The following is a 26,008-nucleotide window of genomic DNA, read 5'->3' on the forward strand; positions in this document are numbered from 1 at the left end:
AATTATAAAGAAAAAGTGTCAAGTTTATTTCTTAACAAATCACTATTAAATGCTCAATATTTTGGTACACTAAGTATAACATTTTCCGGGGGGTTTTGTATGCGAATTTTAGCATTAATTACAGAATATAATCCATTTCATAATGGTCACATTTATCATATAGAAAGTGCCAAGGCACTCGTAAATCCTGATGTAACTATTGCGATAATGTCTGGAAATTTCACTCAGCGAGGTGAGCTAGCAATTACAGATAAGTTCACCCGTACTAAAGCATGTTTAAAACATGTAGACCTCGTCTGTGAGCTACCATTTTTAAATGCGGTAAGTTTTGCCGATGATTTTGCCAGAGGTGGTGTTCATATAGCCAGTTTGATGGGCGCTACAGATTTGGTGTTTGGCAGTGAGTCAGGTGACATCATCGGCTTGAGTAAAGCTGCTAAAGAATCCAACGATTTAAGTGAGTCTGAAGCATTCCATGACTTATTAAGAGCTGGTAAAAGCTATCCGAGGGCTATGGATGAATTAAGTCAGTCAGATTTTCTATCCTCACCGAATAATACTTTGGGGATCGCTTATATTAAAACGGTAGAAGAAATGGGCTTAAAAATTAAAGTTGATACGACAAAGAGAACCGGAAATCATTATAGTGATCAAGAACTATCAAATCAGGCTTTTTCTAGTGCCACAAGTATAAGACGCACATTATTTAATCATGATATCGACGATGCAAAACAATTTATGCCTTCAGCTTTAGTTGATGAAATAATGTCTAGTCACCTCGCATCAAACGAAGATGTATTTACAACGTTAAAAACAATCATTTTAACTAAAAGTTTAAGTGAGCTTAGAGAAATTTACATGATGACAGAGGGCTTAGAATATCGACTTAAGGATAAGATTAAAACATCACATAGCTACAGTGATTTCATCAGTCAAGTAAAAACGAAGCGATATACATGGACTCGCCTAAGTAGATTAATGATCGCTATCCTCATGAATATTACAAACAAAATAATGGAAGAACATCGGTTATCTAACAGTGTCCGTGTGCTTGGTATGAATAAGACCGGTCAAGCCCATTTAAAATTGTTAGATGAAGTTGAAATCATTACCAACGTAAATAAAAACAACCGTAGCTTAGTATCACATGAAGTGACAGCTACGGAAGTATATAACACTTTTACAGGTGGTACTAAAAATGATTTCAATACACCTGTAATTATTGAGTCTTGAACTTTTCTTTTAAGGCATCTTCAATTAACGGCGGTACAATGTCTTCGACTTTGCCGCCGTATTTTGCAACTTCTTTGACAATAGATGAGGATATGAATGAATAGTTATTATTTGTCATTATATACATCGTTTCGATTTTACTATCTAGTTTCCTATTCATACTGGTCAACTGCATCTCATACTCAAAGTCACTGACAGCTCTTAAACCTCTAATAATCGCATCTGCTTGAACTTGCTGACAGAATTCGATTAGCAGTCCATCAAACTGGATGATTTCAACATTATCAAGATGTTTTGTTACACCTTTAATTAGTTCGATACGTTCTGTCGGTGAGAATAGACCTTGTTTTGATGAATTCCTTAAAACTGATACATAGACTTTATCAAAAATTTTACATGCTCTTTCAATGATATCTAAATGCCCATATGTAATCGGGTCAAAACTACCAGGTACAACTGCAACTTTATTTCTCGCCATAATATCCTCCTAATGATTGTCCAATTCGAGTAATTGTACTTTCATGGTGCCGTAAGTGTGTGTTTTAATTTGTTTGAAGCCATCAATATTCACAGTTTCGTCAGCAGAAGTTTCAACGACAATTCTACCGTTGGGTTTGAGTAAACTTTCTGACTTAATTATCTCTAAGCTCTTATCCACTAATTTCTTTCTATATGGTGGATCTAGAAATATTAGATTAAAACTTTTCTCTCTTTTACTCATCGCCTTCAGTGCTCTTCTATAGTCATTTCTATATATTTCAATAGGTTCCTCAATACTATCGGTGTTTTCTCTGATTATACGAATTGCATCCTTTGCACCGTCTATAATCATTGCAGAGGTTCCTCCGCGGCTTATTGCTTCAATTGCTAGTGCACCAGTACCACCGAATAGGTCTAAAACATCTCCTTCTACTACTCCAAGCATACTAAAAATACTTTCTCTAACCTTGTCACTTGTTGGTCGTGTATCACTAGACTTAAGTGTGTTTATTTTTTTTGACTTATATTTACCGCTTATTATTCTCATCTGTCTGCCCTTTCAATTACTAGCCTACTCATATAAAATACTTGATAGGAGTTGATGATATGCAAAAATTTATAACGATGGGAGAAGGCTACCGTGAAATATTTGAGTTACATGCCCTCATCGAATATAATCACCAACGTGTAGAACATGCAGTATTTTGCTACAATGACAAATCACCTGCAAGTTTTTTACTCATTATGAAACCTGTAGAACAAAATGTGCAAGCAGTCTACACAATTTACAATGGCATCAAATATGAAGCAGGTGCAGGTAAAAAATATGAACTTATAAAATCATGGTGTGATGATAATAACATCAATGTGATTGAGATAAAAACACAATCACCTGAAGATTTCTATGAACAAGAACAATTTTATCAGTATTTAACTGGTCTATTGAGGCTCAATCATTTACTCTTACCGATGACTTAAATGACTCGATAATCTTTCTCTTCATAGTCTTCACTGCTATATTCTCGGCTAATATTATGATATTCGGATGTTGTAATATCTGTAACAAATTTTAATTTACCGAGTTCGATTAGGGTGTTTTCAAGCTTATCTTCATTGACGTAAATTAAGGCGTATTTCTTATCTTTGTTAACATATATTAAATGTCCGTGTCGTTTCAATTGTCGAATGAATTTATTTTGTTTAAAATAAACATATATTCCGATACGTTTTACTATCATTGGCTGACCACCTATCTGAATCTTTATGGTTATAATAACACATTATACAAGAGTTTTTTAAATGAATATCTCATGGAGGTTATATCATGGCAAATTGCTTTAAGAAATTAATGACAGCTGCTGGTGTTGTAGCTGGGGTAACATTAGGAGTATGGGCAAGTACTAAATTGACTGCTGATGTGACAGTACGCGATATCAAACCATACTTCAAAAAACGTTCACCTTATGTCTTTGCACACCGAGGTGGTATGGGGTTAAGACCTGAACATACTAGACTCGCTTTTGATAAGGCATCAGAATTTAATGTCGAAGGTTTTGAAATAGACATTCGTCTGACTAAAGATGAAGAAATCGTTGTCTTCCACGATGCATATGTTGATAGAACATCTAATGGCGCTGGTAAAGTCAGCAATCTAACACTTGAAGACTTACGTGCTTTAGATTTCGGATATCATTTCACAGATGTCGAAGGCAAACACCCATACAGAAATCATGAGAAAGCAAAAATTGTAACATTGAAAGAACTCATCGAAGAATATCCTGACAAATTGATTAACCTTGATATTAAAGATGATCCAGAAACATATGCTGGTAGTTTGGTACCTAGCCTACTCTACCGATTAATTACGGAGCTTGGTGCAGAAGACCGTATTCTTGTGACAAGTTTCTATGATTCTCAAATTAAACAATTTAACTTATACGCAGACAATAAAATTGCTCTAGGAGCAGGTGTTGATCAAGTATCGAAAGCCTACTTCTTACAAAAACTAGGTTTTGGTCATATGTATACACCAAAAGCAGATACCTTCCAACTGCCAACTGAATATAATGGTATCCCACTAGATACTGAGAAATTCATTGAGTTTTTAACTAGTTTAAATATCGCTGTTGGTTTCTGGAATATTAACAAGATGGACAAGATGGATGAACTTATTCAAAAAGGTGCACATACTATTGTGACTGATTACCCAGATATTAGTTACCACTTAATGAAAGACAGATATTAAAAAGAGTGATCCCCGTGGAAAATAAATTCCACGGGGATCATTTGTATATTTAGCTTGCACAACTACAATTTCCGCCGGTTGCACATCCACTATTAGAACTATTTGCGAAAAACGGATTGCTGCTGACAATATTTGCATGAGGACTTACAGCTTGCCCGATATGGAACAATACTTCATCAAGTAAAGATTGAAGTTGAAACTCTGCACGACGATATTCCATTACGATAGGGTTCATATCTAAATTCTTCTTAAATTGGTTAATTTCCCTACGCTTTGTACTAAAGTCAGGATGATATTTACCGAAGCGTTCCACTTCTTCAAAATCCTCTTTTAGGATGACAAAGTCTTTAATCATTTGTGAGACTTCACTGTCTGTCTCAAGAAGATTCTTATAGTAGCAATAATTATTATATTCCTCAGTGTCAGTGACCATTTCATTAAGAGAGTCGAGCAAATCCATTATTTCAAAATCTACCATTGTTTGCATTTAATCACCTCTCAAAAACTATTCTATCATACCGTTACATTTGTTACTATATTAGAAATACCATTTGCAAGTCCATAGGGAATAGATTAAAATTAGGGTAATGGAAAAATGATAGGGGGCAAAATGATGGTTTTTGAAAACTCAGGTATTGAAAAAGTAGTCATTCCACAGGGCTCACTGCAAGAAGTCATGAACCACAATGGTTGTGTACTCGGAGGCAGCTGGGACTATGAACGTATGACTTTCGACTATAAATATGAAATTCCTGAAGGAATTTATTACTTGCGTTTTCCTGGTTACGCAATTGATGGTGACGTTGGTGCGAACAATGCCACACTTCAATTAATGGATCCTTACATGGGTAAACATTACTATCCAACAGGTATCGAATACGGTAGTGATGAAGTATTCCCAGAGCGTATTGTTGAACATGCAATTAATAAAATCAGAACAATTTCTACTGAACTTACAGCACTTGCTGAAGCTTAATACTTTAATAACGGCACTTTCTCTAAATAACAAGGTGTCGTTATTTTTTTCTATGTATTCGCTCATATACATAAAAACAACGATGAATCTAAAAATAGATTCATCGTTGTTTTATATTAATGGAAGATAGCATCCCAAAGACCAGTAGTTTCTCCACCTGGGTATAAAATATATAAGATGACATAAACCATGACACCAGTTATGGCCGTAAAGAACCATATAGTCGCAGCTGTCATCCCCATTTTTCTATGGGTTTTTAATTTGTTTTTCTTACCAGTGAAGACTTGTATTCCACCTAGAATACCACCAATTGTAGCTAAGCAAATGTGACTGATTAAGAATGTCACATAATAAGGTTCTAATGATGCTGGTCCTCCAAATTGAGTGTTACCTAAAAAGATCGTCTTCGATACGTAAATAACGAAGAATGCTAAGGCTGACCAAGCTGCTATAGTCATGACTTTTTCATGTGTTTGGACATTGCCTTTTTTAATATGATAAACACCTACACCCATCAAAATCGCACTCAATATTATAAATGATGTACTAATTGTAGGTAGGATAAAATGTATATCCACTTAACTTCCTCCTAAACTCTGTGGCTATTGTATAGCTCTTTTTGTTGTTGTGCTTTAATGAGTGCCTGCTCAGTAATTTTGTCTTCATCTCTATGTTCATCTTTATACCACTTAGAGAAGATAAAACCTAGCATAACACCAAATATTATTTCCTGTAATACTTTCATAATAATTCCGCCAGTTTGTTGATCATTGAGTGGTGTTGAATTTGTGAAATATTCAGGTCCTGATATCATCCCTGATCCTGCAATGCTATCTAACACACCTGCTGGTACACATAACTCCATGGCACTTAACCAAGCTTCGCCTTCTGTAAACGTTGCATATAACGGTTCACTAGAGAAGATAATTAACGCACATGCTGGTGTAACAAAGGCACCTATACCAAATATATACAATAATTTAAACAAGCCACCCATGTGTGTTTCTTCAGGCTCTACCTTATTAAACATTGGGTAAAATGCCATTACTGCAGTTAAAAACATTATTGCGAGTACTAAAGTATGTAAAGTCGCACTCATTTTTAAGTTATCCATAACCACTGGAAGATGGTAGATAGAAAATGCTGCAATAAGTAGCATCAATGAAAATAATGGTTTCTTTGCACCTAAACGTAATACAGGTCCAATAACTGGAAGACTCACTATATATTTTTGTAAGTACTCTGGTATTGAAAAGTATAGTAACGGTGCAATTAAAAATAGCACAAAGGCCATTTGAATCATGTGGAATGTAAATAATATATGACTCAGAATATCTACTGGTCCACCGTACATTAAGTATAAAAGAATCATGTTTACGACAAATAGTGACCCTTCTTTTGGAGTCAGTGGACGACCACCTTCAAAGTCTTTATACCACCTTACAGTAACAAGAAAATACACAACTGTAAGCATAATAACAAAGGCCATAAAGAATGGACTCCAGTTTGCCATGAAACCGAAAATCTTTATAGAAGTTATGTTCTCCATACATACCACCTCGAGTTTAACCTATATACCTAGTATAAATTCATTGACTTTATAAGACAAGGCGCTAAAAAGTAACAAAGTGACAAAGTAATGAATAAAAAAATGACCCCTGTTGGGGTCATTCTTTAGATTGGTTGTCCAATCCATACTATAAAAATAAATGTTACACAGAATGCTATTGCAAAGTACATACCAACTATCATAAATAATTTTACAAATTCATGCCCCTCATCCTTAATGTGCATAAAGTAGTAGAACTGTAAAATTACCTGAATGAATGCAAATAGAATTACAGATCCAGTTATGAAAGTTGCATTAAAGTCTAGAGCAACCATACCAAATGCCATAAATGTTAAGAAAATCATAAAGGCAAAGCCGGTAAGCTGTAAACGCATTTCTTTCGTTCTTTGACGTCGTATATTTCTAAGTTTAATATCGCTCATTGGTTTGTTATTTAGTTCAGCCATCTATAACACTCCTAACAAGTAAACAATTGTGAAGATGAATACCCACACAACATCGATGAAGTGCCAGTATAAGGCAGCAGTATTAACTTTAGCTGCTGTGTACACTGATAAACCTCGAGTCGCGTTACGGATAATTAAACTTGTAATCCATACTAGACCAATTATAACGTGGAAGCCATGTGTACCTATTAGAATATAAAAGGCACTACCAAAAGCACTAGATCTAAATGTGTGTCCTAAATGTACATATTCATAGAACTCATATATCTCTAAAGCTAAGAATCCTGCACCGAGTAATACTGTAATGGCTAACCATAATTGCATCTTAGTAAAGTTGTTATTACGCATATGATAGATTGCATATACACTTGTTAATGAAGATGTTAAAAGTAACATTGTCATAACAAAAGCAAGTTCTAGTTGGAAAAGATCAGCTGCCAGTAAGTGACCCTCACTTGGCACGCTATCTTTAAGTGCTAAGTACGTCGCAAATAGTGATGCGAATAGTACAGTTTCTCCACCAAGGAAAGTCCAAAATCCAACGAATTTATTCTTACCTTCTTGCGTTGCTGTCTCCGGGTGCTCAGGCCATTGTTCATTAGGTACATTATATTTCATTTCCGCCATTATTTTGCACCCCTTTCAAGCTCTTCAAGGTCTTTTAATACTTCTTCTTTCTTCACATAGTAACCAAGGTCATCTTTGAATGAACGTACAATCATTGATATTACGGTAATCGCTAAACCGATGATTAATACCCATACTGCCCAAGGTTTTTCTGGTAATCCTGATACTGCATCAATTGCCCAATCTTTACCTGCGGCAAAGTACAATGCACCAAATGATGCAATGAATAAACCAAGTGACATAATAAATGGAATGATTGAGTTGTTTGGCATATGGAAGTCGTCCAATGATTCAGCTGGAAGCATTTCTCCATTACCTTCTTTTTTCTCTAACCAGAATGCATCTAAACCACGAACAAGTGGAATCTGTGCAAAGTTGTAATACGGCACTGGAAGTGGTAATGACCACTCAAGTGTACGTCCGTCACCCCATGGGTCACGTCCAACCTTTTGGTTTTTGACAACTGTCATTACAATATTTATCAGTAAAATAATAACTGCTAGGGCCATCAATAAGGCACCCACTGTTGATGTCATGTTCGCTACATTATAACCTTGCCCGTCTAGGTATGTGAATACACGTCTTGGCATTCCCCATAGACCTAAGAAGTGTTGGATAAGGAATGTTAAGTGGAATCCAATGAAGAATAACCAGAACGTAACCTTACCAAGTTTTTCACTGAGCATTGTTGCAAACATCAATGGCCAGTAATAATGTAAGCCGGCGAGCAATGCGAATACTACCCCACCAACGATAACGTAGTGGAAGTGAGCAACGATGAAGTAAGAGTCATGGTACTGATAGTCAGCTGGCGCTACTGCCTGCATGACACCAGTTACCCCACCCATTACGAATGATGGAATAAACGCGAGTGCATACATCATTGGTGTTGTAAATTCAATACTACCGCCCCAAATAGTAAAGATCCAGTTGAATATCTTAATACCAGTCGGAACTGCAATTGCCATAGTAGCAAGTGCAAAAATAGCATTAGCTGTTGGTCCAAGGCCTACTGTAAACATGTGGTGAGCCCAAACCATGAATCCGAAGAAACCAATCAATACAACAGCGAATACCATGGCAGAGTATCCAAACAATCTCTTACGTGCAAATGTTGCAAATATTTCAGAGAAAATACCGAATGCTGGAAGAATTAATATATAAACTTCCGGGTGACCGAAGATCCAGAATAAATGCTCCCAGATAATTGTGTTACCCCCAGCTTCTACAATGAAGAAGCTAGAACCAAACATACGGTCAAAGATTAATAAGAATAATCCAATTGTAAGCGGCGGGAATGCGAATACGATAAGAACAGATGCTACAAGTGTAGTCCACGTCATTAGTGGCATTCTCATGTATGTCATACCAGGCGCTCTCATTGTAATAATTGTTGTTACAAAGTTAATACCTGAAATTAAAGTACCTGCACCAGATACCTGTAAACCAAGTGCATAGAAATCAATACCATGTCCAGGTGATGATATAGAGAGTGACGCATAACTTGTCCACCCTGCATCAGGTGCACCACCTAATAACCATGAAAGGTTTAGGAAGATACCACCAAAGATAAATAACCATACACCTAGAGCGTTTAGGAATGGGAATGCTACGTCACGAGCCCCGATTTGCAGCGGCACTGTTGCATTCATAAATGCGAACAAGAGTGGCATCGCTGCTAGGAAAATCATCGTTGTACCATGCATTGTAATTACTTCGTTGAACAACCCTGCAGATAGAAAATCATTGTTTGGTACTGCAAGTTGCAAACGAATAAGCATTGCTTCAATACCACCGAGTGCGAAGAAAAATCCACCGGCAATCAAGTAAAGTATAGCAATTTTCTTATGGTCAACAGTGGTCATGTATTCCCAAATTGTTGCCCAAAAACCAGTTTTTTTCGCTGTTGCTTCAGACATTACTAGTTACCCCCCTCTTCTGACTCTTCAGAAGCTTCTTCATCTGAAGTTTCTTCACCTTCAGCGGCTTCTTCTTCAGCAGGTTCTCTTAATGTAGAAACGTCTCCAGAACCTTCTTCAACATTCAGTTCCATCAAGTAAGATGCAACTGCTTCGATTTCATCATCAGATAATTCATATTGTCCTGTCATCTTGTTTCCTGGCTTGAATGATTCTGGATCAGAAATCCAAGCTTCAAGATTTTCTTGGTTGTGTTCTAAGAAACCAGCAATTAATTCACGGTCTCCAAAGTTAGTTAAGTTAGGACCCATTGCGCCAGATCCTGTTGGAGTAGTTGCGTGACAGCCCATACATGAGTTATTAAAGATTTCTTCACCACGTTGTGCGTCTTCAGAAGATGCTTGAACTGGCTCTTCAATTGCTTTCATGTCCGCTAACCACTGATCATACTCTTCTTCAGGTAATGCTTTAACCTTAAAGTCCATCAATGCGTGTGATGGTCCACATAATTCCGCACATTTACCATAGAATAATCGATCCGCATCTTGTGATGCTTCATCATCAAATACTAAGTAGAAACTATTGATTCCATCGATATTGGTATCCATCTTACCACCAGCAGCTGGCACCCAGAATGAGTGTTTTACGTCTGCACCTTGTAAGTTGAAGTAAACTTTCTTATCAGTAGGAACAACAAGTTCTTGTGATGTTACGACTTGCTCATTCGGATATTCAAATTCCCACCAGTATTGGTAAGCTCTTACGTTAATCACTGTTTCTTCCGCGTTAACGTTACCCTCGGCATCTGTGCTCGCTTCGGTATCTGCTTGTTTAAACACGAAATAAACTGTTGGAACAGCTAAGACAAGTAGTAACAGGATTGGTATAGAAGTCCAAATAATTTCTAAGGTATGATTACCTGAAACATCTTTCGGTTCGAAATCTTCACCTTTTTTACTTCTGCGACTCTTCAATACCGAAATAGTAAATAATACTGTTACAACAACAATAACTAAAATCATAATGATGATAGAAATTAACATCAAGTTGAACTGTTCTTGTCCAACTTCACCTGCAGGACGTAGTGTACTTAATTCATTTGTTCCACAACCTGCAAGGAAAAGTGTTAATACAGACGCTAATAATAGCCCTTTTCCTTTAAGAAAACTAAAGTTCATTGTGTTAGACCCCTCTTTCATTCATTTACTTTACTAAACATTCACAAGTAAGCCGGCTACGATAACCATGACAAAGAAAATCACAACGTAGTTGAGTGAAAAGACAAATATTCGCCCGGCATAGCGATTATAGTCTGTAATCTGTTTGAACTGGTTAACACCCAAATAGAACCAGACGAGATTTAATGCTGTTACTAATAGAACAAACCAAGTCCCCAGCTCAAACATCATTAGTGGTGTGAACAAAAGAAGTGTCACCCAGAAAATCATCGAGTGCTTAGTTCGATTATTTCCTTTTACAGAAGGGAGCATCGGTATACCTGCATGACTGTATTCTTCACTTCTCTTAATGGCAAGTGCATAGAAGTGAGGCATTTGCCAGATGAACATTACAATAAACATCGCAACCGCTAAAATATGTAGCTCTTGATCGAAAATCGCCCAGCCGATAAGCGGTGGCATTGCTCCAGGTATTGCTCCTATAACTGTGTTTGCCACAAGATGTCTCTTGGCAAAGATCGAGTACACAACTGCGTATCCGAAGGCTGCAATTAATCCGAGTACACCAGCAGCAGTATTAATGAAAAATAACATGACAAGCCCAATTGCTAACATAGAAAAGCCGATGATTAATATTTCCTTACCGGAAAAAGTGCCATCAATACTCGGTCTTTTACTCTTTGATTTCATTAGCACATCAATATCTCTGTCATAATAATTATTTAGGGCACAAACACCTCCGATGACCAGCGCTGTACCTACTAACATCAGCAGCATGACTGGAATTGCATCAAAAAATGAAATGTTATAATACATAACCGCTAAAAACCCTGCAGCAAAAGCTGGAATTAAATTCGCTTTGATTATGCCGTCCTTGATGAGTGCTTTAATTGCCTTAAATTTTTTACTGCGTGCTGACTGATGTATCTCCTCTTGGTATACATCACTGTGCATCTATTCGCCCCCTTTCATTAACAAACACATTTATATTTAATAATAGATTATCTGGGACATATTTTCTATACATATTTGAAATAAAATTGTTACATTTTGCATTGTTCAAGAATTATTCATCAATATGTATGAATAAATGCCCTAAACTGTTTTATACTCAAATAGTATAAGTGTTTCCCTACACTATTAAATTTTACCACAGTTTACGGAATTGTTAAGGGTATTTCACAACTTTGCGGATTGCAAAGAGTGCAATTCTGATATATATTTAGTAACTGTACTAGAGACAGATACACGATTGTTTTGAGGTGTTTTATTTGTATAAAAATTTAAAAATTGTAGCCGTGATCACTACACTGATAATGGTCTTCGTTCAAATCGGAGGCGCACTGGTTACAAAAACAGGTTCAGAAGATGGCTGTGGTGAAACCTGGCCCTTGTGTCATGGTAAGCTTATCCCACGAGATTGGCCCATCGACACAATTATTGAACTTGCGCACCGTGGTGTCTCAGGTATAGCGATCATATTTCTGATATTACTTGCATACATGGCTTGGAAACAAATTGGTCATGTTAGAGAAGCTAAATTTCTTATCTACGTTTCTTTAAGCTTCATACTCATCCAATCTTTAATTGGTGCGGCAGCGGTAATTGGCATCTGGGAAGGAGACTTTGTCCTAGCAGCACACTTTGGTATATCATTAATATGTTTTTCAGCTGTCTTGTTATTAACCTTATTAATTTTCGAAACATCTTATGGTCATGAGGACCGTAAAATTTTTGTCAGACCATTCTTAAGATATAACACTATACTGATAACGATCTATATTTATTTTGTTATTTATAGCGGTGCACTTGTTAGACACACTGACTCATCATTAGCATGTACAGAATGGCCACATTGTATGCCAGGTCAAGTCATGCCAGGAAATTTTTACCAAGCCGTACAAATGGGACACAGGTTCCTCGTTGGAATTCTATTCATTTGGATGGTTATAATCGTCATCCATGTCCTAAGAAATTACAGTGATTCAAAAATCATCAGAAATGGTTGGCTTATCGCATTTACCTTACTGATTTTACAAGTCATTACAGGTATGCTTTCAGTCATCACTCATGTCAATATATTTATTGCCTTATTCCATGCCTTGTTTATCACCTTGTTATTTGGAGTATTATGTTACTTCATCATGTTACTATCAAGAAACAAGGGCTAGTATGGAATTAGTACAGGAATCTTATAATAAGATTCCTGTTTTTTTGTCACTAATTCTAAACAAAAAACCGGATGTCACTCAAATTGAGCAACATCCGGTTAAAAGTTCTTTTATATTTAACGACCTTTTAATTCAATTTCAGCAGATTTTACATGTTTTGCTGCAATGACTAATAGACCAATTGCTATAGATACACTTAAGAATGATGACCCACCGTAACTTAACAATGGTAATGGGACACCCGTCAGTGGAATAATCTTAGAAATACCACCGACGTTTATGAACACTTGCATGGTAATATACATCGCGACCCCAACACATACAATTTGGTAAAATGTGTCAGTTGACCGTCTAGCATAGGACATCGCTTTAATAATGATTACTAGATATAGACCGACGATCAGCAGTACACCGACCAATCCTAACTCTTCAGCAATTACAGCCATTATGAAGTCTGTGTGTGGTTCAGGTAAATAACCAAGTTTAATAACACCGCTACCGATACCTGTCCCAAAAATGCCACCGTTAGATATTGCCATCAATGAATTTGTCAGCTGATAGCCACTACCTGCTGGATCACTAAATGGATGTAAAAATGTTTCGATTCTCTGCATTTGATAATTAGACAGAATTTGCCCGTTAATCAAATACATTATCCCGCCACCAACTAATAAGGCACCGCCGATTGCAAGTCCAGCTCTAAAAATAAATTTAAACGGTATTCTTAAGTACATAAATGTACTGATAATAATGGCTGCAATAACCAACCATGTTCCCGTATCATTGATGATGACAAGTCCAGAAATTGCTAATATAAAAATTAAGGGGCCAGTACTAGATTCATTCGCACTGCCTAAGCGTTTTTCACGTCTTGAATATATATACGCGAGATATAAAATAGAAATTACTTTAAAGAACTCAGATGACTGTAGACCGAATGGTCCAAATCGTATCCAATTTCGCTGTCCATTTACCTCAGTACCAATAACCATAGTTAGAAGTAGGAGTATAACAATTATTGTTATCATGAGTATTTGGACACCCTTCATTTTAAAGAAATTCCCACTCATAAAATACGTCATGAAAAATACAATAATAAAACCGAGTATTAAAAATGCGAGGTGCCTATAATAGTAAAAAGTTGAACTACCTTCATTCATCTCAGCAGGTACCATGCTTGCGCTATAGACCATCACCAGACCAATTAAAGATAGGGCAACATAAGCGATTATTATTAAAAAATCAACATACTTAGAATATGACTTCACGTAGTTGATAAAGTTTTTTATGTACTTCATCTGGGCTGGTCCCTCATTTAAAAAAGTCTAAAGAAATTTTCTTTAGACTTGGTTTTTTTCTCTTTCCATATATGCTTCGTGTACCTTAGATACTTCTACTTCTAGGTGATCTAAAATAGCACGTCCGTCTTGTGCGTCAACTAAGCCTAATCTAACAGCAAAGTTTATTTCTTTCGATAGGCCAAACATCTGAGTGTCAAGAACTTCTTCAAACACAGGACACTGCGGCATCGTTAAGTTTTCCATCTGAACTTCAATCAGCTGAAGAATTCTGTCGGCGTCCTTATCTAACTGGTCATAAGCATTTTTGCTCATTTGTTTTACTTCAGACACGCGGTTCCCCCCTCAATTACTCTTCATAAAAGTTTATCTCAAGACCTTAAAAAAATCAAGCAGATATGTAAGCGAGTATCATGATGTATACTATTCATTCTATAATTTTTCTACAATCTTTGCTATACTTTTTTAATAGAGGGAGCGATTAATTATGATTATTCAATTAAAGGGAAATATTAAGTTTCAAATTACACTAGATCCATCAACGTGGATTTTTGATGATAGAAAGATTAAGTTAGAAGAACTACTTAAAAATGATGCGGATAGTGAAGAAATCACCTTTCAGGATCAGACAGAATGGAACCGACAAATTATTGAAGGTGAAACGAAACCCCCAACTTTAAAATCAGAGAAAAAATATAAAAAAAGAGAATTATTGGATAGTTCTTTCGTCATTTGTCTTCAGCCTTTCCTTGAATACACTGAACCGCACAATGGAGAAGATGCAAAAATCAACTTCATACATAAAGACGGCACGACTCAGTTAGACTACAAGGATCGTCATAGCTTCTATGCTCATTTTTCAAACGAGGGGAAACGACTTTATGACGACAGTATGTTTGACCTACTAGTTGTAACTAATGGTAACCAACAGGCAAAACTATCACATGTTACAGGCATCGAATTCGAATAATAAAAGAAGCTCGGACAAATGTCCGAGCTTCTTTTATTGCCCTGGCGGGTTTTTTGGCGATGCAATTTTACCTGCTTTTCTTTCCTTATGCAGTCTGTAACGATAACCCGCTAGAATGATTGCAATCACAATCAGACATTCCGCTACCGGGTAAAAGGCACCGAAGAATGTTAAAAAGATGACACCAATAAACATCAAAATATAGATCACAATGGTTTGCCACCATTTTACTTTACGTGCGAAGCCTAAGTGATAAACAATCGCACAAAGTACAAATATTGTGATTAACAAGTACCACATTCCAGTATCAGGATTTGAATCCAGACCATATAATCTCCCGAAAAACGTTAATCTCTCTTGGACGTTACTAACATCCGATGCGTTTAGGAGAATGAGTTGGTTTAACAACTGCCTCACTCCACTTCAGATAATTAATTACCCTTCTTATTCGCTTTTTCACGTGCATTTTTTTCAAGAATTTTTTTACGCATACGGATTGATTCTGGTGTAACTTCAACAAGCTCATCGTCGTTAATATATTCTAGTGCTTCCTCAAGCGTTAAAGTTCTTGGTTTCTTCATTGTTGAAGTTTGTTCTTTAGTCGCTGAACGAATGTTATTCGCTGCTTTAACTTTAGTAATGTTTACTGCAAGATCATTTTCACGAGAGTTTTCCCCTACGATCATACCTTCATAAACTTCAGTTCCAGGTTCAGTAAAGTTTGTACCTCGACCTTCTAAAGCTAAGATTGCATAAGTACTTGCTGCACCTTTATCTATTGATACAAGTACACCATTTCTTCTACCACCGATGCGTCCTTTAACTGCTGGACAGTAATCCTCAAATGTATGGTTCATTATACCATATCCACTTGTCATAGACATAAATTCAGTTCTGTAACCAATTAAACCACGAGCAGGAATCATAAATACTAAGCGTGTCTGGCCGTTACCAGTTGACGCCATGTCTAACATTTCACCTTTTCTTTCACCCATGGACTCAATAATGCTACCTGTATTTGAATCTGGCACATCTATTTGTACACGTTCAAACGGTTCACATGTTACCCCATCTATTTCACGGTGAATGACTTCAGGTTTAGACACTTGTAATTCATAGCCTTCACGGCGAAGATTCTCAACTAAAATGGATAAGTGTAGTTCACCACGTCCCGAAACTCTCCATGAATCTGGACGATCAGTTGGATCAACGCGTAGTGAAACGTCAGTTTCTAATTCAAGTTCAAGACGTTCTTCAATTTTTCTAGCTGTAACATGTTTACCTTCTCTACCTGCAAATGGTGAGTTATTTACAGAGAAAGTCATTTGCAAGGTCGGTTCATCAATTCTTAAGACCGGCAATGCTTCTTGGGCATCTACAGGTGTAATTGTTTCACCAACGTTGATGTCTTCCATTCCACTGATTGCAATTAAATCACCAGCTTTGGCACTGTTAACCTCTACACGGTTTAAACCTAAGAAGCCAAAGATCTTAGTGACACGGAAGTTCTTAATAGAACCATCGATTTTAAGTAGTGATACGGTTTGGCCGACCTCAATTGTTCCCCTGAAAACTCTACCTACACCAATACGTCCAACATATTCGTTATAGTCCAGTAGCGCAACTTGGAATTGTAAGGGTTCATCACTATTGTCTATAGGCGCTGGTACATAATCGATAATTGTGTCATAGATAGATTGCATGTTTTCATCTTGCTTATCAGATTCAAGACTTGCAGTCCCGTTCATAGCTGATGCATATACAACTGGGAACTCCAACTGGTCGTCATTTGCATCAAGCTCGATAAATAGTTCTAACACATCGTCAACGACTTCATTCGGACGTGCACTCGGTTTATCAATTTTATTTACTACAACAACTGGTTTTAAGTTTTGTTCTAAAGCTTTTTTAAGTACGAAACGCGTCTGAGGCATTGTACCTTCATAAGCATCTACAACTAAAATGACACCATCAACCATCTTCATAATACGTTCAACTTCACCACCGAAATCGGCGTGTCCTGGGGTATCTAAGATGTTGATACGTGTACCGTTATAGTCAATTGCTGTATTCTTAGCAAGTATTGTGATTCCACGCTCACGCTCAATATCATTTGAGTCCATAGCGCGTTCTTCTACATGTTCATTTTCACGGAAGATTCCTGATTGTTTTAATAGCTGATCTACTAGAGTCGTTTTTCCGTGGTCTACGTGTGCGATAATTGCAATATTTCTTACATTTTCTCTCAGGTTCATCAAGAGGATTTTCCCTTCGTATATAGAGTTACTTTATAACCGTAACATTATATCATATAATTTACATATCTGAATATATTCTCATGCAATTTTTTTATGATATAATTTTAAATAAGACAAAAATTTAGGGGCTACGTTTCAAATGGAGAAAAAGAAATCTAAATCTATATTTTTTATACTTGCCTGTTTAGCAGTGGCAACTATGGTTGCATTTTCTGTTTTTATAGCTGAAGAAATGGTTATAATGGCAATCTTGTCAGCGCTGATTTTCATCGGTATTTTTGGCGTCGGCTTTACATTAAAAAAGAAATATCGTGAAAATGGTTGGTTTTAATACTAATTTTATAAAATTGTGTTCAAAACATAACAGTTTTAAGAATTTATACCGAAATTCTGCTAAAACTGTTATATTTTTTTGCATTTTTTAAATTATTGTCTTTTGACGACAATTTCTAAAAAATTAATAATGGCCTTATCATCAATAAGGAGACTATCTATGAAACCCAAAAATGAAAAATTGAAGGTTTACGAATTTCTTTATAACAGACTGCCCTTTAACAACGACGAAACTGAAGAGTACGAAGCCTTGCAAAAAATGGAACTTCTTGAAGAACACTTCGATTTGTATTTAAGAAAGATTGATTTAACAAATATTGAGGTTCACTGGCACTCTGAAATCTACATTGGTTCACAACATGAACTTATAAATGTGCTACTCGCAACAGAATACTGCTATTACTTATTTATACTCCATGATTTCTCTGGTGAACATTATATTAATCCATTCAATATATTAGTTAATCAAGCCCACGAGCCAGTCTATGATCTTAACAGATCTATATCAATCTATGAGAAATTTAAGGAAACCTTAATTGATGAAGGCAATTATCAGCGTCCTATCATCGTTAAACATGTCGTATTAAATGAAACATTTAAGTTAAACAGACGCCCTAGTGAGAACTTCCTTTCCTTAAAAAACTTACCCTTCTATTTAAGAGCCATAGAACATAGTGCAGTCATTAGAAAAAAGCACTTGCAGCCGGATTTAACAAAGTAAAGACTCCCCTTAATCTACCGGCTGCACGCTATAGAGAATTCAAACATGGTTTAAAATGTACAGATTGCCACAACTTTAATCTCTCGACGCTCAGTAGCAAACTAGTAATCTGTTCAGCTTGCCATACAATTCATAACCTTAAAGCACTCATCGTTGACTATTTCACTACGCTTTCCACAACAAACATCTCACTCTCTTTTTCAAAAAAGGAGGTAAAGACTCATATCGGATTACCACTCAGTAAATACACGCTCTTAAAATACATTACGTCCTTGTTTTATAAGGAATCAAAATATGGACAACACTATCACTATAAGTTATGAAAGTTATCGTGATACTCATGGAGGGCCTTATCGTCTTTGAAATACTGTAAAATTTCCTCGTAAATTTTAGGGTTACCACTGATTACACTTGTTGAATTAAATAGCGGTAATGATGCGCCGTAAATATCACTTGAGATATAGCCTAGTTCATTAGTAAGAATAATGCCGCCTGCATAATCCCAAGGGTACAATTTAAAGAACAAGAGCGCTGAGATTTGTCCTTTGGCTAACATCGCAAATTCTAGAGCTGCAGAACCGTATGATCGTACACTTCTTGACTCCGCCATAATATTGAAAAATGAGTCTCTTGTTGCCTCTCCTAAGATTCGTTTAGGATTTACTGCTATCAAAGAACTGTTTAATGGTTCATTTTTTGCTCGGTGTAATGGTTCATCATTTAAATAAGCACCTTCACCGAATTTAGCATGATATAAGTCGTGTTTCATGCAATCATAGATCAATCCACAATAAGGTTTACCATCAATGAATACACCAATTGAAATGGCAAAATGCTCAGCTTGATGAACGAAATTTAAAGTGCCGTCGATCGGATCGACAATCCAAATAACCCCTTCATCATCGTTAATATCTTCACCATGTCCCTCTTCACCTACTATTCTGTGTTCTGGGAAATTTTCTAAAATTTGATTATATATAAAGTTCTCAGTTTCTTTATCAACATCGGTTACTAGGTCATTTGGATTCGATTTACTATCTATATGAAAGCTTTCCAACATACGTTTTTCGATAAAACTACCAGCTTCTACAATTAAGCCTTTACCAAAGTCATATATATCCATGAAAGACACCTCAATTATTTGATTGCCGTGCATCTTTATTTTATCATAAGAGAGACCTTTTGAAAGGAGAACACATATAGATGAAATACGCATTTACACAAGCTGACTTTGATGTATTTAAAATCGATGGCCTCGATAATCGAATGGGAGAACTAATCGAACAGACACGACCTAAATTAGAAAATTTAGGTGAGTATTTTGAAAATTATTTAACTGAATTAACTGGTGATGAAACAATCGCTCACGTCGCAAAACATGCACGGAGAACGACAAACCCACCAGATGACACTTGGGTTGCATTTAGTACCAATCCAAGAGGATATAAAATGATGCCACATTTTCAAATCGGACTTTATCAAGATCATGCATTTTGTATGTACGGTATTATATATGAATCTAAAGATAAGGAAAGGCTGGCTAAAAATTGGTTGAAAAATATAGATAAATTCGACAAACTTCCTAGAACATACCAGATATCACTCGATCATATGAAGCCAGAAAAAACGCCACTAAATAAGCTTAGCGAAGAAGAATTAGAAGCAGGACTCATTCGTCTAAGAGACGTTAAAAAAGGCGAATTCTTAGTCGGTAAAGTATATAAACCCGGTGACAAAGCATTTGAAACTGATGAGGCCTTCATTAAAGACCTTGAAAAGGTAATGAAGCATTTACTACCTTTTTATAATGTAGATTAATCTTTATAGTTTTCATTTTAGACATATTAAAGCTTAAAAAGGGACAATCTCGATATCGAGATTGTCCCTTTTTAATAGATTCATAATTTAGGTCAATGAGATTCGTTCTTTTTCTACTGATGTGTGATCACATGAAGCTGCTAAGGTTTGAATTTCAGCCATTTTAGCTAGGTCTAAATTTCCACCACTCACGATTACACCAGTGTGTGTTGAGTCAATCTTGTCTCCATATGCTAAGAGCGCTGCGAGTGCAGATGCACCTGCACCTTCAACCAATGATTTCGTACGCTCTAAGAGATAAATCATCGCATTCGCAATCTGACTTTCAGAAACGCAGTATATTTCATCAACATAGTCTCTTACAACTTGTTGGGTAAGCATTCCTGGGGCTTTAACTGCAATTCCTTCTGCAATAGTTGAAGCTGAGGAAAGCATGACATGATCATCTTTTGTGTAATAAGACTTAAACATTGAAGGTGCATTTGCTGCTTGTACACCAATGATTTTAATAGATGGCTTAATCGCTTTTGCCGCTACAGCAATCCCACTGATTAAACCACCACCACCAATCGGAACAACGATAGTATCGAGTTCTGGTATATCTTCTAAGAATTCAAAACCAATTGTGCCTTGCCCCGCCATAATGTCATAATCATCGAAAGGGTGTATATAGGTCGCACCCGTTAATTTTTTATGCTCTAAAGAAGCTGTGTAGGCCTCTTGGAAACTTTGACCAACTAGATTAACATCTGCACCGTAACCTTTTGTCGCCACTACTTTAGCACTTGGCGTGCCTTCTGGCATAAAGATTGTCGCTTTGGCACCGACTTTTTTAGCCGCTAATGCAACACCTTGGGCATGGTTTCCTGCTGAGGCAGTTACTACACCAGCTTCAATTTCAGCTAAGTTTAGTTTAGATATCTTATAAGATGCGCCGCGGAACTTAAACGCTCCCGTTTTTTGATGATTCTCTAACTTCATATATACGTTTTTACCTGTCATTCTATTTGTCGTTTGTGATGTAATAACAGGTGTTTTGTGCACACTTCCTCGCAAGTATTCCATAGCATCTCTGACTAAGTCACCATTTAACGAATTCCCAAAGAACCACGCTCCTCATATTGATTTATTTTATCTTCATTTAGTAAAGTAAGTGAAATATCATCCCAACCATTAATTAATTTTTCTTTATGATAGGCTGGTATGTCGAATTCAATTACTTCACTATCTGAAGTTTTAATTGTTTGATTTTCTAAATCTACATCTAAAGTAAATGTTCCATCTAAAGCTTTACCTTGCCATTCGTTTACTTTTTCTTCCCCTAGCTTTATTAATATCATGCCGTTTTTAAAAGCGTTTGAATAAAAGATATCGGCAAAACTCGGTGCAATAATGACTTTATAGCCATAGTCCAACAATGCCCAAGGTGCATGTTCTCTTGAAGAACCACATCCAAAATTATCTCCTGCAATTAGTACAGAAGCACCGTCAAACTCTGGGTCATCCATATTGAAATCAGTTCTTTTAGTACCGTCATCGTGGAATCGCCAATTATGAAATACAAATTCTCCAAAACCTGTACGTTCAATACGTTTTAAAAACTGCTTTGGAATAATTTGATCGGTATCGACATTCGAACGATTTAGAGGATACACTTTCCCACTATGATATGAAATTGCCTCCATTATTCTCCTCCTCCTTACGCCATTACTTTATGTTGATATCGTCTGACATCTACAAAGCGTCCGTTAATCGCTGCTGCTGCTGCCATTTCAGGGCTGACAAGATGTGTTCTTGCACCATTACCCTGACGGCCTTCAAAGTTACGATTTGAACTAGAAGCACAACGACCACCAGCTGGGACTTGGTCATCATTCATACCAAGGCAAGCACTACATCCTGCATTTCTCCATTCAAATCCCGCTTCAATAAATACCTTATCAATACCAAGTGCCTCTGCTTCTTGTTTAACAAGGAAGGATCCTGGTACCACAATCGCTTTGACACCTTCTTTAACTTTGTTTCCTTTGATGATGTCTGATGCACGTTGTAGGTCAAGCACTCTAGAGTTAGTACAAGAACCGATGAAGACGTGGTCGATTTCTATGTCAGTAATCGGTGTGTTTTCTTCAAGTCCCATATACTCCAGTGCACGCTTAGTACCATCTCGATCTTTTGACTCACTAATTGACGGTGTGGTTGCACTAATCGGTACAACCATGCTTGGGTTTGTTCCCCATGAGACTTGGGGTTCGATTTGACTGGCATCTATTTCAAGTGTGGTATCATACTCTGCGCCTTCATCAGTCGCTAGACTTAACCAGTCTTTGGCAAGCTCGTTGTACTCGGCTTCATCTCTCGGTACGTAGCGACGCCCTCTTAAAAAGTCAATTGTCGTCTGATCTGGTGAAATCAGACCCGCTCTTGCCCCACCTTCAATGGACATATTACATACAGTCATACGACCTTCCATTGTGAGGTTACGAACCGCTTGGCCAGTATACTCAACAACATGACCATTACCAAAATCGACACCAAATTTAGAGATGATTGCTAGAATTAAATCCTTAGCAGTTACGCCTACCCCAAGATCGCCAACCACTTTAACATTCATCGTTTTTGGTTTTGATTGATTTAATGTTTGGGTAGCAAATACGTGCTCTACTTCACTTGTACCAATACCAAAGGCTAAGGCACCAAAGGCACCATGTGTTGACGTATGAGAGTCTCCACAAACGATCGTTTTCCCTGGTTGTGTTAAACCGAGTTGTGGCCCAATGACATGAACAATCCCTTGATCTGGGTGATACATGTCCGCCAATTTAATACCAAAATCAGCACAGTTTTTCTTTAAAGCATCCATTTGCTTTTGAGCGATTTCATCTTGGGGATTCTCTCTATCTTTTGTAGGCACGTTGTGATCCATAGTTGCAAAAGTAAGGTCCGGACGTCGTACTTTCCTATTATTTAGCCTTAACCCTTCAAAAGCTTGAGGTGAAGTCACTTCATGGATGAGATGTTGATCAATATATAATAAATCCGGCTTTCCTTCTTCTTCATGAACGATATGTCTTTCCCAGATTTTTTCGATGATTGTTTTCTGTTTTGCCATGTTAACCTTCTCCTTTACTTTATTTTAGGTAGCTAATTATTTTTTCTGTCATTTCCGTAGTGGATAAAACTGTCGCATCTTCAATTTTCAAATCTGTCGTTACATAACCATCGTTCAGCACTCTATCTACTGCGTCTTCTATATTTTTAGCCTGCTCATGTAAGCCAAAAGAATATTTAAGCATCATAGCAACAGAAAGAATCATGCCGATCGGATTTGCCTTATTTGTACCTGCAATATCCGGCGCTGAACCATGAATCGGTTCGTAAAGACCATAGTCATTTTCATTTAAACTCGCCGATGGTAAAACCCCTAGAGAACCTGTAATGACAGAGGCTTCATCACTTAAAATATCACCAAATAAATTTTCTGTAACAATCACATCAAAGGATGTTGGATTAGTGATTAATTTCATTGCTGCTGCATCAACAAGTTCATGATGAACATCCACTTCAGGATAGTTCTGACTGACTTCTTCAACAATTTCTCTCCACATTCTACTCGATTCTAAAACATTCGCCTTATCCACGGATGTTAGTTTTTTTGATCTTGCCAAAGCAGTTTTAAAGGCGGTATCTATAATTCTAACCATCTCTTGTCTGGTGTACGTTAGAGAATCCACGACACTATTTCCACCATCGCGACGTTCACTAGGTTGACCAAAGTACAGTCCACCTGTCAGTTCTCTAACTATCATCAAATCACTATTAGTCACAATGCTTTCTTTTAGTGGTGAGGCATGTAATAGTGCATCAAAAATTGCAACGGGTCTGAGATTTGCATAGAGATTAAAATGTTTTCTGATTTGTAAAAGACCTTGTTCCGGCCTTAAAGTACTGTCGGCCCATTTAGGTCCACCAACCGCACCGAGTAGGATTGCGTCACTTTGTTCACAAGCATTAATTGTTGATTCTGGTAGTGGCGCGCCATGATTATCTATGGCGCTGCCTCCTATGTCATGTTCTGACGTTGTTAATTGAATTTGTTCTCTCTCTGATATTGCAGTTATGACCTTTTTCGCAGCTGCCATTATTTCTGGTCCAATACCATCGCCAGGAAGTAGTGCTATATGTTTTTTCACTTTATACGCTCCTTCTACGATTGAACCGTCTCAATTTGATTATTTGCTTTTTCACTCATTAAATAGCGATTTACTGCATTAAAGTAAGCATTTGCTGATGCTTCTAACACATCTTGAGCAGTCCCTCGACCAGAGAATCGGTTACCATTAACATTAATCTGAACTCTTGCCTCGGCGAGTGCATCTTTGCCTCCACCTACTGAAGACAATTGATAATCTAGGAGGTTAGTCTGTTCACTTAAAATGCCTTGTATTGCTTCATAAAGCACTTCAACGCTACCTTTTCCTGTAACTTCATGTGTCGTTTCTTCATTTTTAGGTGTCGTAACGACTATACTCGCTCTCGTCTGTCCATCCTGTTCATAGTTAACTTGAAAATTATTTAACGTGTAGCGTTCAAGATTTGCTGCATCAGTTTTAATCTCCATTATAATTGCATAGATATCATCATCTGTTACTTCTTTTTTATGGTCCGTTAGAACCTTGAAGTTATTAAAAGCTTCAGTAAGTTCATCTTCAGTCAATTCAATTTTGAACGACTTCACTTTATCTTTAAAAGCATGGCGTCCAGAATGTTTACCTAGGAAGAGCGTGTTTGCAGATTCTGCTGACACACCCACTAGAGCTGGTGAAATAATTTCATATGTTTCAGAATTCTTCAACATACCATCTTGGTGTATTCCAGCCTCATGTGCATAAGCATTTCGACCGATGATTGCTTTATTTGGCTGAACTGACATACCAGTTAATTTAGCAACAATATCGCTGGAACGTTTAATCTCATTTAATACAAGATTCGTCTTAAAATTGTATGCATCCGATCGAATATGAAGTGCGACTGCAATTTCCTCTAATGCTGCATTGCCTGCTCTTTCACCAATACCATTAATTGAAACTTCAATCTGACGTGCACCGTTTTCGATGCCTGCAATAGAATTTGCAACTGCCATACCTAAATCGTTATGACAATGCGTAGATAAAATAGCCTTTTCTATGTTCGGTACATTTTCACTCACGTATTTAAACATTTCGCCGTATTCTTTTGGAGTCGAATACCCAACTGTATCTGGTAAGTTAATGATTGTCGCACCCGCATCAATTACAGCTTCTATAATTTCAGCGAGGAACGGGAGTTCTGTTCTTGAAGCATCTTCTGCAGACCACTCCACTTCATCAAATAATGTCTTCGCATATTTTACCATCTCTACAGAGGTCTCAAGCACTTCTTGTTGTGTTTTTTTGAGTTTGAATTCCCTGTGAATGGGGCTTGTAGCCAAGAATACATGAAGCTTTGATCTCTCAGCATTCTTCAATGCCTCATAAGCTCGGTCGATGTCACTTTTCTTTGCTCTTGCAAGTGCGGTTACAGTAGAATTTTTTACTGTGTCGGCTATGAGTTTCACTGCTTGAAAATCACCTACTGAAGAGGCAGGAAAACCCGCTTCTATGACATCAACTCCGAGTCGTTCTAATTGTTTTGCAATCTCCAGTTTTTCTTCTTTATTTAAGTTCACTCCAGGAGATTGTTCTCCGTCTCTAAGTGTAGTATCAAAAATTTTAATGTCAGTAATA

30 protein-coding genes are annotated in these 26,008 nt (G+C 37.0%); 9 read left to right on the forward strand and 21 right to left on the reverse strand.

Features of this window, described 5'->3' with window-relative positions:
• Window positions 1-99: 99 nt before the first annotated feature.
• Window positions 100-1,233, forward strand: coding sequence for a nucleotidyltransferase (locus JEM45_RS04020; protein WP_026867523.1), 1,134 nt, complete (start codon window positions 100-102; stop codon window positions 1,231-1,233).
• Here JEM45_RS04020 and coaD read toward each other — a convergent pair.
• On the reverse strand, window positions 1,220-1,711 hold the full coding sequence (coaD, locus tag JEM45_RS04025) for a pantetheine-phosphate adenylyltransferase (RefSeq protein WP_026867522.1): 492 nt from the start codon (window positions 1,709-1,711) through the stop codon (window positions 1,220-1,222). The genes JEM45_RS04020 and coaD overlap by 14 nt on opposite strands.
• A gap of 9 nt (window positions 1,712-1,720) precedes the next feature.
• Window positions 1,721-2,260 carry a 16S rRNA (guanine(966)-N(2))-methyltransferase RsmD gene (rsmD, locus tag JEM45_RS04030; protein ID WP_198687864.1) on the reverse strand — a complete coding sequence of 180 codons (540 nt, stop codon included), beginning with the start codon at window positions 2,258-2,260 and terminating at the stop codon, window positions 1,721-1,723.
• A gap of 59 nt (window positions 2,261-2,319) precedes the next feature.
• On the opposite strand from rsmD, the gene JEM45_RS04035 reads away from it, so the two are divergent.
• On the forward strand, window positions 2,320-2,691 hold the full coding sequence (locus tag JEM45_RS04035; RefSeq protein ID WP_026867520.1) for a DUF7147 family protein: 372 nt from the start codon (window positions 2,320-2,322) through the stop codon (window positions 2,689-2,691).
• Here JEM45_RS04035 and JEM45_RS04040 read toward each other — a convergent pair.
• Entirely contained in the window at window positions 2,688-2,951 is a 264-nt protein-coding gene (locus tag JEM45_RS04040) for a DUF2129 domain-containing protein (RefSeq protein WP_026867519.1), read from the reverse strand. The genes JEM45_RS04035 and JEM45_RS04040 overlap by 4 nt on opposite strands.
• 86 nt (window positions 2,952-3,037) lie before the next feature.
• Here JEM45_RS04040 and JEM45_RS04045 point away from each other — a divergent pair, with 86 nt between their 5' ends.
• Window positions 3,038-3,958, forward strand: a complete 921-nt coding sequence (locus tag JEM45_RS04045) for a glycerophosphodiester phosphodiesterase family protein (protein WP_198687865.1) — start codon at window positions 3,038-3,040, stop codon at window positions 3,956-3,958.
• A gap of 49 nt (window positions 3,959-4,007) precedes the next feature.
• Here the strand turns inward: JEM45_RS04045 and JEM45_RS04050 are convergent, their stop codons facing one another.
• Window positions 4,008-4,445, reverse strand: coding sequence for a YlbF/YmcA family competence regulator (locus JEM45_RS04050; RefSeq protein ID WP_026867517.1), 438 nt, complete (start codon window positions 4,443-4,445; stop codon window positions 4,008-4,010).
• A gap of 126 nt (window positions 4,446-4,571) precedes the next feature.
• On the opposite strand from JEM45_RS04050, the gene JEM45_RS04055 reads away from it, so the two are divergent.
• Complete coding sequence (locus tag JEM45_RS04055) at window positions 4,572-4,934, forward strand: YugN family protein (protein WP_026867516.1); 363 nt, start codon at window positions 4,572-4,574, stop codon at window positions 4,932-4,934.
• A 116-nt stretch (window positions 4,935-5,050) separates the two neighbouring features.
• Here the strand turns inward: JEM45_RS04055 and JEM45_RS04060 are convergent, their stop codons facing one another.
• From JEM45_RS04060 to cyoE, 7 genes are all read right to left on the reverse strand, one after another.
• On the reverse strand, window positions 5,051-5,506 hold the full coding sequence (locus JEM45_RS04060; protein ID WP_035857326.1) for a DUF420 domain-containing protein: 456 nt from the start codon (window positions 5,504-5,506) through the stop codon (window positions 5,051-5,053).
• A 17-nt stretch (window positions 5,507-5,523) separates the two neighbouring features.
• Window positions 5,524-6,483 carry a cytochrome c oxidase assembly factor CtaG gene (gene ctaG / locus JEM45_RS04065; protein WP_026867514.1) on the reverse strand — a complete coding sequence of 320 codons (960 nt, stop codon included), beginning with the start codon at window positions 6,481-6,483 and terminating at the stop codon, window positions 5,524-5,526.
• A 125-nt stretch (window positions 6,484-6,608) separates the two neighbouring features.
• Window positions 6,609-6,950 carry a cytochrome C oxidase subunit IV family protein gene (locus JEM45_RS04070; RefSeq protein ID WP_026867513.1) on the reverse strand — a complete coding sequence of 114 codons (342 nt, stop codon included), beginning with the start codon at window positions 6,948-6,950 and terminating at the stop codon, window positions 6,609-6,611.
• Window positions 6,951-7,577, reverse strand: a complete 627-nt coding sequence (locus tag JEM45_RS04075) for a cytochrome (ubi)quinol oxidase subunit III (RefSeq protein WP_198687866.1) — start codon at window positions 7,575-7,577, stop codon at window positions 6,951-6,953. It abuts the gene before it with no gap.
• Complete coding sequence (locus JEM45_RS04080; protein WP_198687867.1) at window positions 7,577-9,496, reverse strand: cytochrome c oxidase subunit I; 1,920 nt, start codon at window positions 9,494-9,496, stop codon at window positions 7,577-7,579. Before JEM45_RS04080 ends, JEM45_RS04075 begins: the two co-directional genes overlap by 1 nt.
• A 2-nt stretch (window positions 9,497-9,498) precedes the next feature.
• Window positions 9,499-10,674: a cytochrome c oxidase subunit II gene (coxB, locus tag JEM45_RS04085; RefSeq protein ID WP_026867510.1), complete on the reverse strand. Its 1,176-nt coding sequence runs from the start codon at window positions 10,672-10,674 to the stop codon at window positions 9,499-9,501.
• Between the two features lie 33 nt (window positions 10,675-10,707).
• Window positions 10,708-11,628 carry a heme o synthase gene (cyoE, locus tag JEM45_RS04090; RefSeq protein WP_198687868.1) on the reverse strand — a complete coding sequence of 307 codons (921 nt, stop codon included), beginning with the start codon at window positions 11,626-11,628 and terminating at the stop codon, window positions 10,708-10,710.
• Window positions 11,629-11,945: 317 nt separating this feature from the next.
• Here cyoE and JEM45_RS04095 point away from each other — a divergent pair, with 317 nt between their 5' ends.
• Window positions 11,946-12,845 (forward strand): COX15/CtaA family protein, encoded by a 900-nt coding sequence (locus JEM45_RS04095; RefSeq protein ID WP_026867508.1) that lies wholly within the window; start codon window positions 11,946-11,948, stop codon window positions 12,843-12,845.
• Between the two features lie 116 nt (window positions 12,846-12,961).
• Here JEM45_RS04095 and JEM45_RS04100 read toward each other — a convergent pair whose 3' ends face one another.
• Complete coding sequence (locus JEM45_RS04100) at window positions 12,962-14,143, reverse strand: FtsW/RodA/SpoVE family cell cycle protein (RefSeq protein WP_026867507.1); 1,182 nt, start codon at window positions 14,141-14,143, stop codon at window positions 12,962-12,964.
• Window positions 14,144-14,185: 42 nt separating this feature from the next.
• Complete coding sequence (locus JEM45_RS04105; RefSeq protein ID WP_370545415.1) at window positions 14,186-14,458, reverse strand: Fpa/YlaN family protein; 273 nt, start codon at window positions 14,456-14,458, stop codon at window positions 14,186-14,188.
• A 172-nt stretch (window positions 14,459-14,630) separates the two neighbouring features.
• Here JEM45_RS04105 and JEM45_RS04110 point away from each other — a divergent pair, with 172 nt between their 5' ends.
• Window positions 14,631-15,113, forward strand: coding sequence for a hypothetical protein (locus tag JEM45_RS04110; RefSeq protein ID WP_051220569.1), 483 nt, complete (start codon window positions 14,631-14,633; stop codon window positions 15,111-15,113).
• Window positions 15,114-15,146: 33 nt separating this feature from the next.
• On the opposite strand, the gene JEM45_RS04115 is transcribed toward JEM45_RS04110, so the two are convergent.
• Window positions 15,147-15,521 carry a YlaH-like family protein gene (locus JEM45_RS04115; RefSeq protein ID WP_235678920.1) on the reverse strand — a complete coding sequence of 125 codons (375 nt, stop codon included), beginning with the start codon at window positions 15,519-15,521 and terminating at the stop codon, window positions 15,147-15,149.
• A 23-nt stretch (window positions 15,522-15,544) separates the two neighbouring features.
• A complete protein-coding gene (gene typA, locus JEM45_RS04120) occupies window positions 15,545-17,371 on the reverse strand; it encodes a translational GTPase TypA (RefSeq protein WP_198687869.1) in 1,827 nt (608 codons plus the stop codon).
• A gap of 139 nt (window positions 17,372-17,510) precedes the next feature.
• Here typA and JEM45_RS04125 point away from each other — a divergent pair, with 139 nt between their 5' ends.
• Entirely contained in the window at window positions 17,511-17,702 is a 192-nt protein-coding gene (locus JEM45_RS04125; RefSeq protein ID WP_198687870.1) for a DUF5325 family protein, read from the forward strand.
• 162 nt (window positions 17,703-17,864) lie between these two features.
• The gene (locus JEM45_RS04130) at window positions 17,865-18,425 is read left to right on the forward strand and encodes a hypothetical protein (RefSeq protein WP_026867502.1); all 561 of its coding nucleotides are present in this window, start codon (window positions 17,865-17,867) and stop codon (window positions 18,423-18,425) included.
• Window positions 18,426-18,735: 310 nt separating this feature from the next.
• Here JEM45_RS04130 and JEM45_RS04135 read toward each other — a convergent pair whose 3' ends face one another.
• Complete coding sequence (locus tag JEM45_RS04135; protein WP_198687871.1) at window positions 18,736-19,548, reverse strand: inositol monophosphatase family protein; 813 nt, start codon at window positions 19,546-19,548, stop codon at window positions 18,736-18,738.
• Between the two features lie 80 nt (window positions 19,549-19,628).
• On the opposite strand from JEM45_RS04135, the gene JEM45_RS04140 reads away from it, so the two are divergent.
• On the forward strand, window positions 19,629-20,243 hold the full coding sequence (locus JEM45_RS04140) for a YktB family protein (RefSeq protein ID WP_198687872.1): 615 nt from the start codon (window positions 19,629-19,631) through the stop codon (window positions 20,241-20,243).
• An 87-nt stretch (window positions 20,244-20,330) separates the two neighbouring features.
• Here JEM45_RS04140 and JEM45_RS04145 read toward each other — a convergent pair whose 3' ends face one another.
• From JEM45_RS04145 to JEM45_RS04165, 5 genes are read right to left on the reverse strand one after another with little or no spacing between them, the layout of a single operon-like run.
• Window positions 20,331-21,308, reverse strand: coding sequence for a threonine ammonia-lyase (locus tag JEM45_RS04145; RefSeq protein ID WP_051220568.1), 978 nt, complete (start codon window positions 21,306-21,308; stop codon window positions 20,331-20,333).
• 23 nt (window positions 21,309-21,331) lie between these two features.
• The gene (gene leuD / locus JEM45_RS04150) at window positions 21,332-21,928 is read right to left on the reverse strand and encodes a 3-isopropylmalate dehydratase small subunit (protein WP_166627158.1); all 597 of its coding nucleotides are present in this window, start codon (window positions 21,926-21,928) and stop codon (window positions 21,332-21,334) included.
• Window positions 21,929-21,942: 14 nt separating this feature from the next.
• Window positions 21,943-23,355: a 3-isopropylmalate dehydratase large subunit gene (gene leuC / locus JEM45_RS04155; protein WP_198687873.1), complete on the reverse strand. Its 1,413-nt coding sequence runs from the start codon at window positions 23,353-23,355 to the stop codon at window positions 21,943-21,945.
• A gap of 19 nt (window positions 23,356-23,374) precedes the next feature.
• Window positions 23,375-24,436 (reverse strand): 3-isopropylmalate dehydrogenase, encoded by a 1,062-nt coding sequence (gene leuB / locus JEM45_RS04160; RefSeq protein ID WP_198687874.1) that lies wholly within the window; start codon window positions 24,434-24,436, stop codon window positions 23,375-23,377.
• Between the two features lie 14 nt (window positions 24,437-24,450).
• Window positions 24,451-26,007 carry a 2-isopropylmalate synthase gene (locus JEM45_RS04165; protein WP_026867496.1) on the reverse strand — a complete coding sequence of 519 codons (1,557 nt, stop codon included), beginning with the start codon at window positions 26,005-26,007 and terminating at the stop codon, window positions 24,451-24,453.
• Window position 26,008: the final 1 nt, after the last annotated feature.

It is taken from the genome of Jeotgalicoccus sp. ATCC 8456 (assembly GCF_016313225.1).
Classification (GTDB): Bacteria; Bacillota; Bacilli; order Staphylococcales; family Salinicoccaceae; genus Jeotgalicoccus; species Jeotgalicoccus marinus.

Bases quoted from the DNA above. Each gene is read 5' to 3' on its own strand.
- JEM45_RS04145 (WP_051220568.1), bottom strand. From the start codon at position 21,308: ATGGAATACTTGCGAGGAAGTGTGCACAAAACACCTGTTATTACATCA.
- JEM45_RS04105 (WP_370545415.1), bottom strand. From the start codon at position 14,458: ATGAGCAAAAATGCTTATGACCAGTTAGATAAGGACGCCGACAGAATT.
- JEM45_RS04035 (WP_026867520.1), top strand. From the start codon at position 2,320: ATGCAAAAATTTATAACGATGGGAGAAGGCTACCGTGAAATATTTGAG.
- coaD (WP_026867522.1), bottom strand. From the start codon at position 1,711: ATGGCGAGAAATAAAGTTGCAGTTGTACCTGGTAGTTTTGACCCGATT.
- JEM45_RS04055 (WP_026867516.1), top strand. From the start codon at position 4,572: ATGGTTTTTGAAAACTCAGGTATTGAAAAAGTAGTCATTCCACAGGGC.
- JEM45_RS04040 (WP_026867519.1), bottom strand. From the start codon at position 2,951: ATGATAGTAAAACGTATCGGAATATATGTTTATTTTAAACAAAATAAA.
- JEM45_RS04130 (WP_026867502.1), top strand. From the start codon at position 17,865: ATGAAACCCAAAAATGAAAAATTGAAGGTTTACGAATTTCTTTATAAC.
- JEM45_RS04140 (WP_198687872.1), top strand. From the start codon at position 19,629: ATGAAATACGCATTTACACAAGCTGACTTTGATGTATTTAAAATCGAT.
- JEM45_RS04050 (WP_026867517.1), bottom strand. From the start codon at position 4,445: ATGCAAACAATGGTAGATTTTGAAATAATGGATTTGCTCGACTCTCTT.
- JEM45_RS04020 (WP_026867523.1), top strand. From the start codon at position 100: ATGCGAATTTTAGCATTAATTACAGAATATAATCCATTTCATAATGGT.
- ctaG (WP_026867514.1), bottom strand. From the start codon at position 6,483: ATGGAGAACATAACTTCTATAAAGATTTTCGGTTTCATGGCAAACTGG.
- coxB (WP_026867510.1), bottom strand. From the start codon at position 10,674: ATGAACTTTAGTTTTCTTAAAGGAAAAGGGCTATTATTAGCGTCTGTA.
- JEM45_RS04080 (WP_198687867.1), bottom strand. From the start codon at position 9,496: ATGTCTGAAGCAACAGCGAAAAAAACTGGTTTTTGGGCAACAATTTGG.
- leuC (WP_198687873.1), bottom strand. From the start codon at position 23,355: ATGGCAAAACAGAAAACAATCATCGAAAAAATCTGGGAAAGACATATC.
- JEM45_RS04125 (WP_198687870.1), top strand. From the start codon at position 17,511: ATGGAGAAAAAGAAATCTAAATCTATATTTTTTATACTTGCCTGTTTA.
- JEM45_RS04100 (WP_026867507.1), bottom strand. From the start codon at position 14,143: ATGAAGTACATAAAAAACTTTATCAACTACGTGAAGTCATATTCTAAG.
- JEM45_RS04135 (WP_198687871.1), bottom strand. From the start codon at position 19,548: ATGGATATATATGACTTTGGTAAAGGCTTAATTGTAGAAGCTGGTAGT.
- rsmD (WP_198687864.1), bottom strand. From the start codon at position 2,260: ATGAGAATAATAAGCGGTAAATATAAGTCAAAAAAAATAAACACACTT.
- leuD (WP_166627158.1), bottom strand. From the start codon at position 21,928: ATGGAGGCAATTTCATATCATAGTGGGAAAGTGTATCCTCTAAATCGT.
- JEM45_RS04110 (WP_051220569.1), top strand. From the start codon at position 14,631: ATGATTATTCAATTAAAGGGAAATATTAAGTTTCAAATTACACTAGAT.
- cyoE (WP_198687868.1), bottom strand. From the start codon at position 11,628: ATGCACAGTGATGTATACCAAGAGGAGATACATCAGTCAGCACGCAGT.
- JEM45_RS04075 (WP_198687866.1), bottom strand. From the start codon at position 7,577: ATGGCGGAAATGAAATATAATGTACCTAATGAACAATGGCCTGAGCAC.
- JEM45_RS04070 (WP_026867513.1), bottom strand. From the start codon at position 6,950: ATGGCTGAACTAAATAACAAACCAATGAGCGATATTAAACTTAGAAAT.
- JEM45_RS04045 (WP_198687865.1), top strand. From the start codon at position 3,038: ATGGCAAATTGCTTTAAGAAATTAATGACAGCTGCTGGTGTTGTAGCT.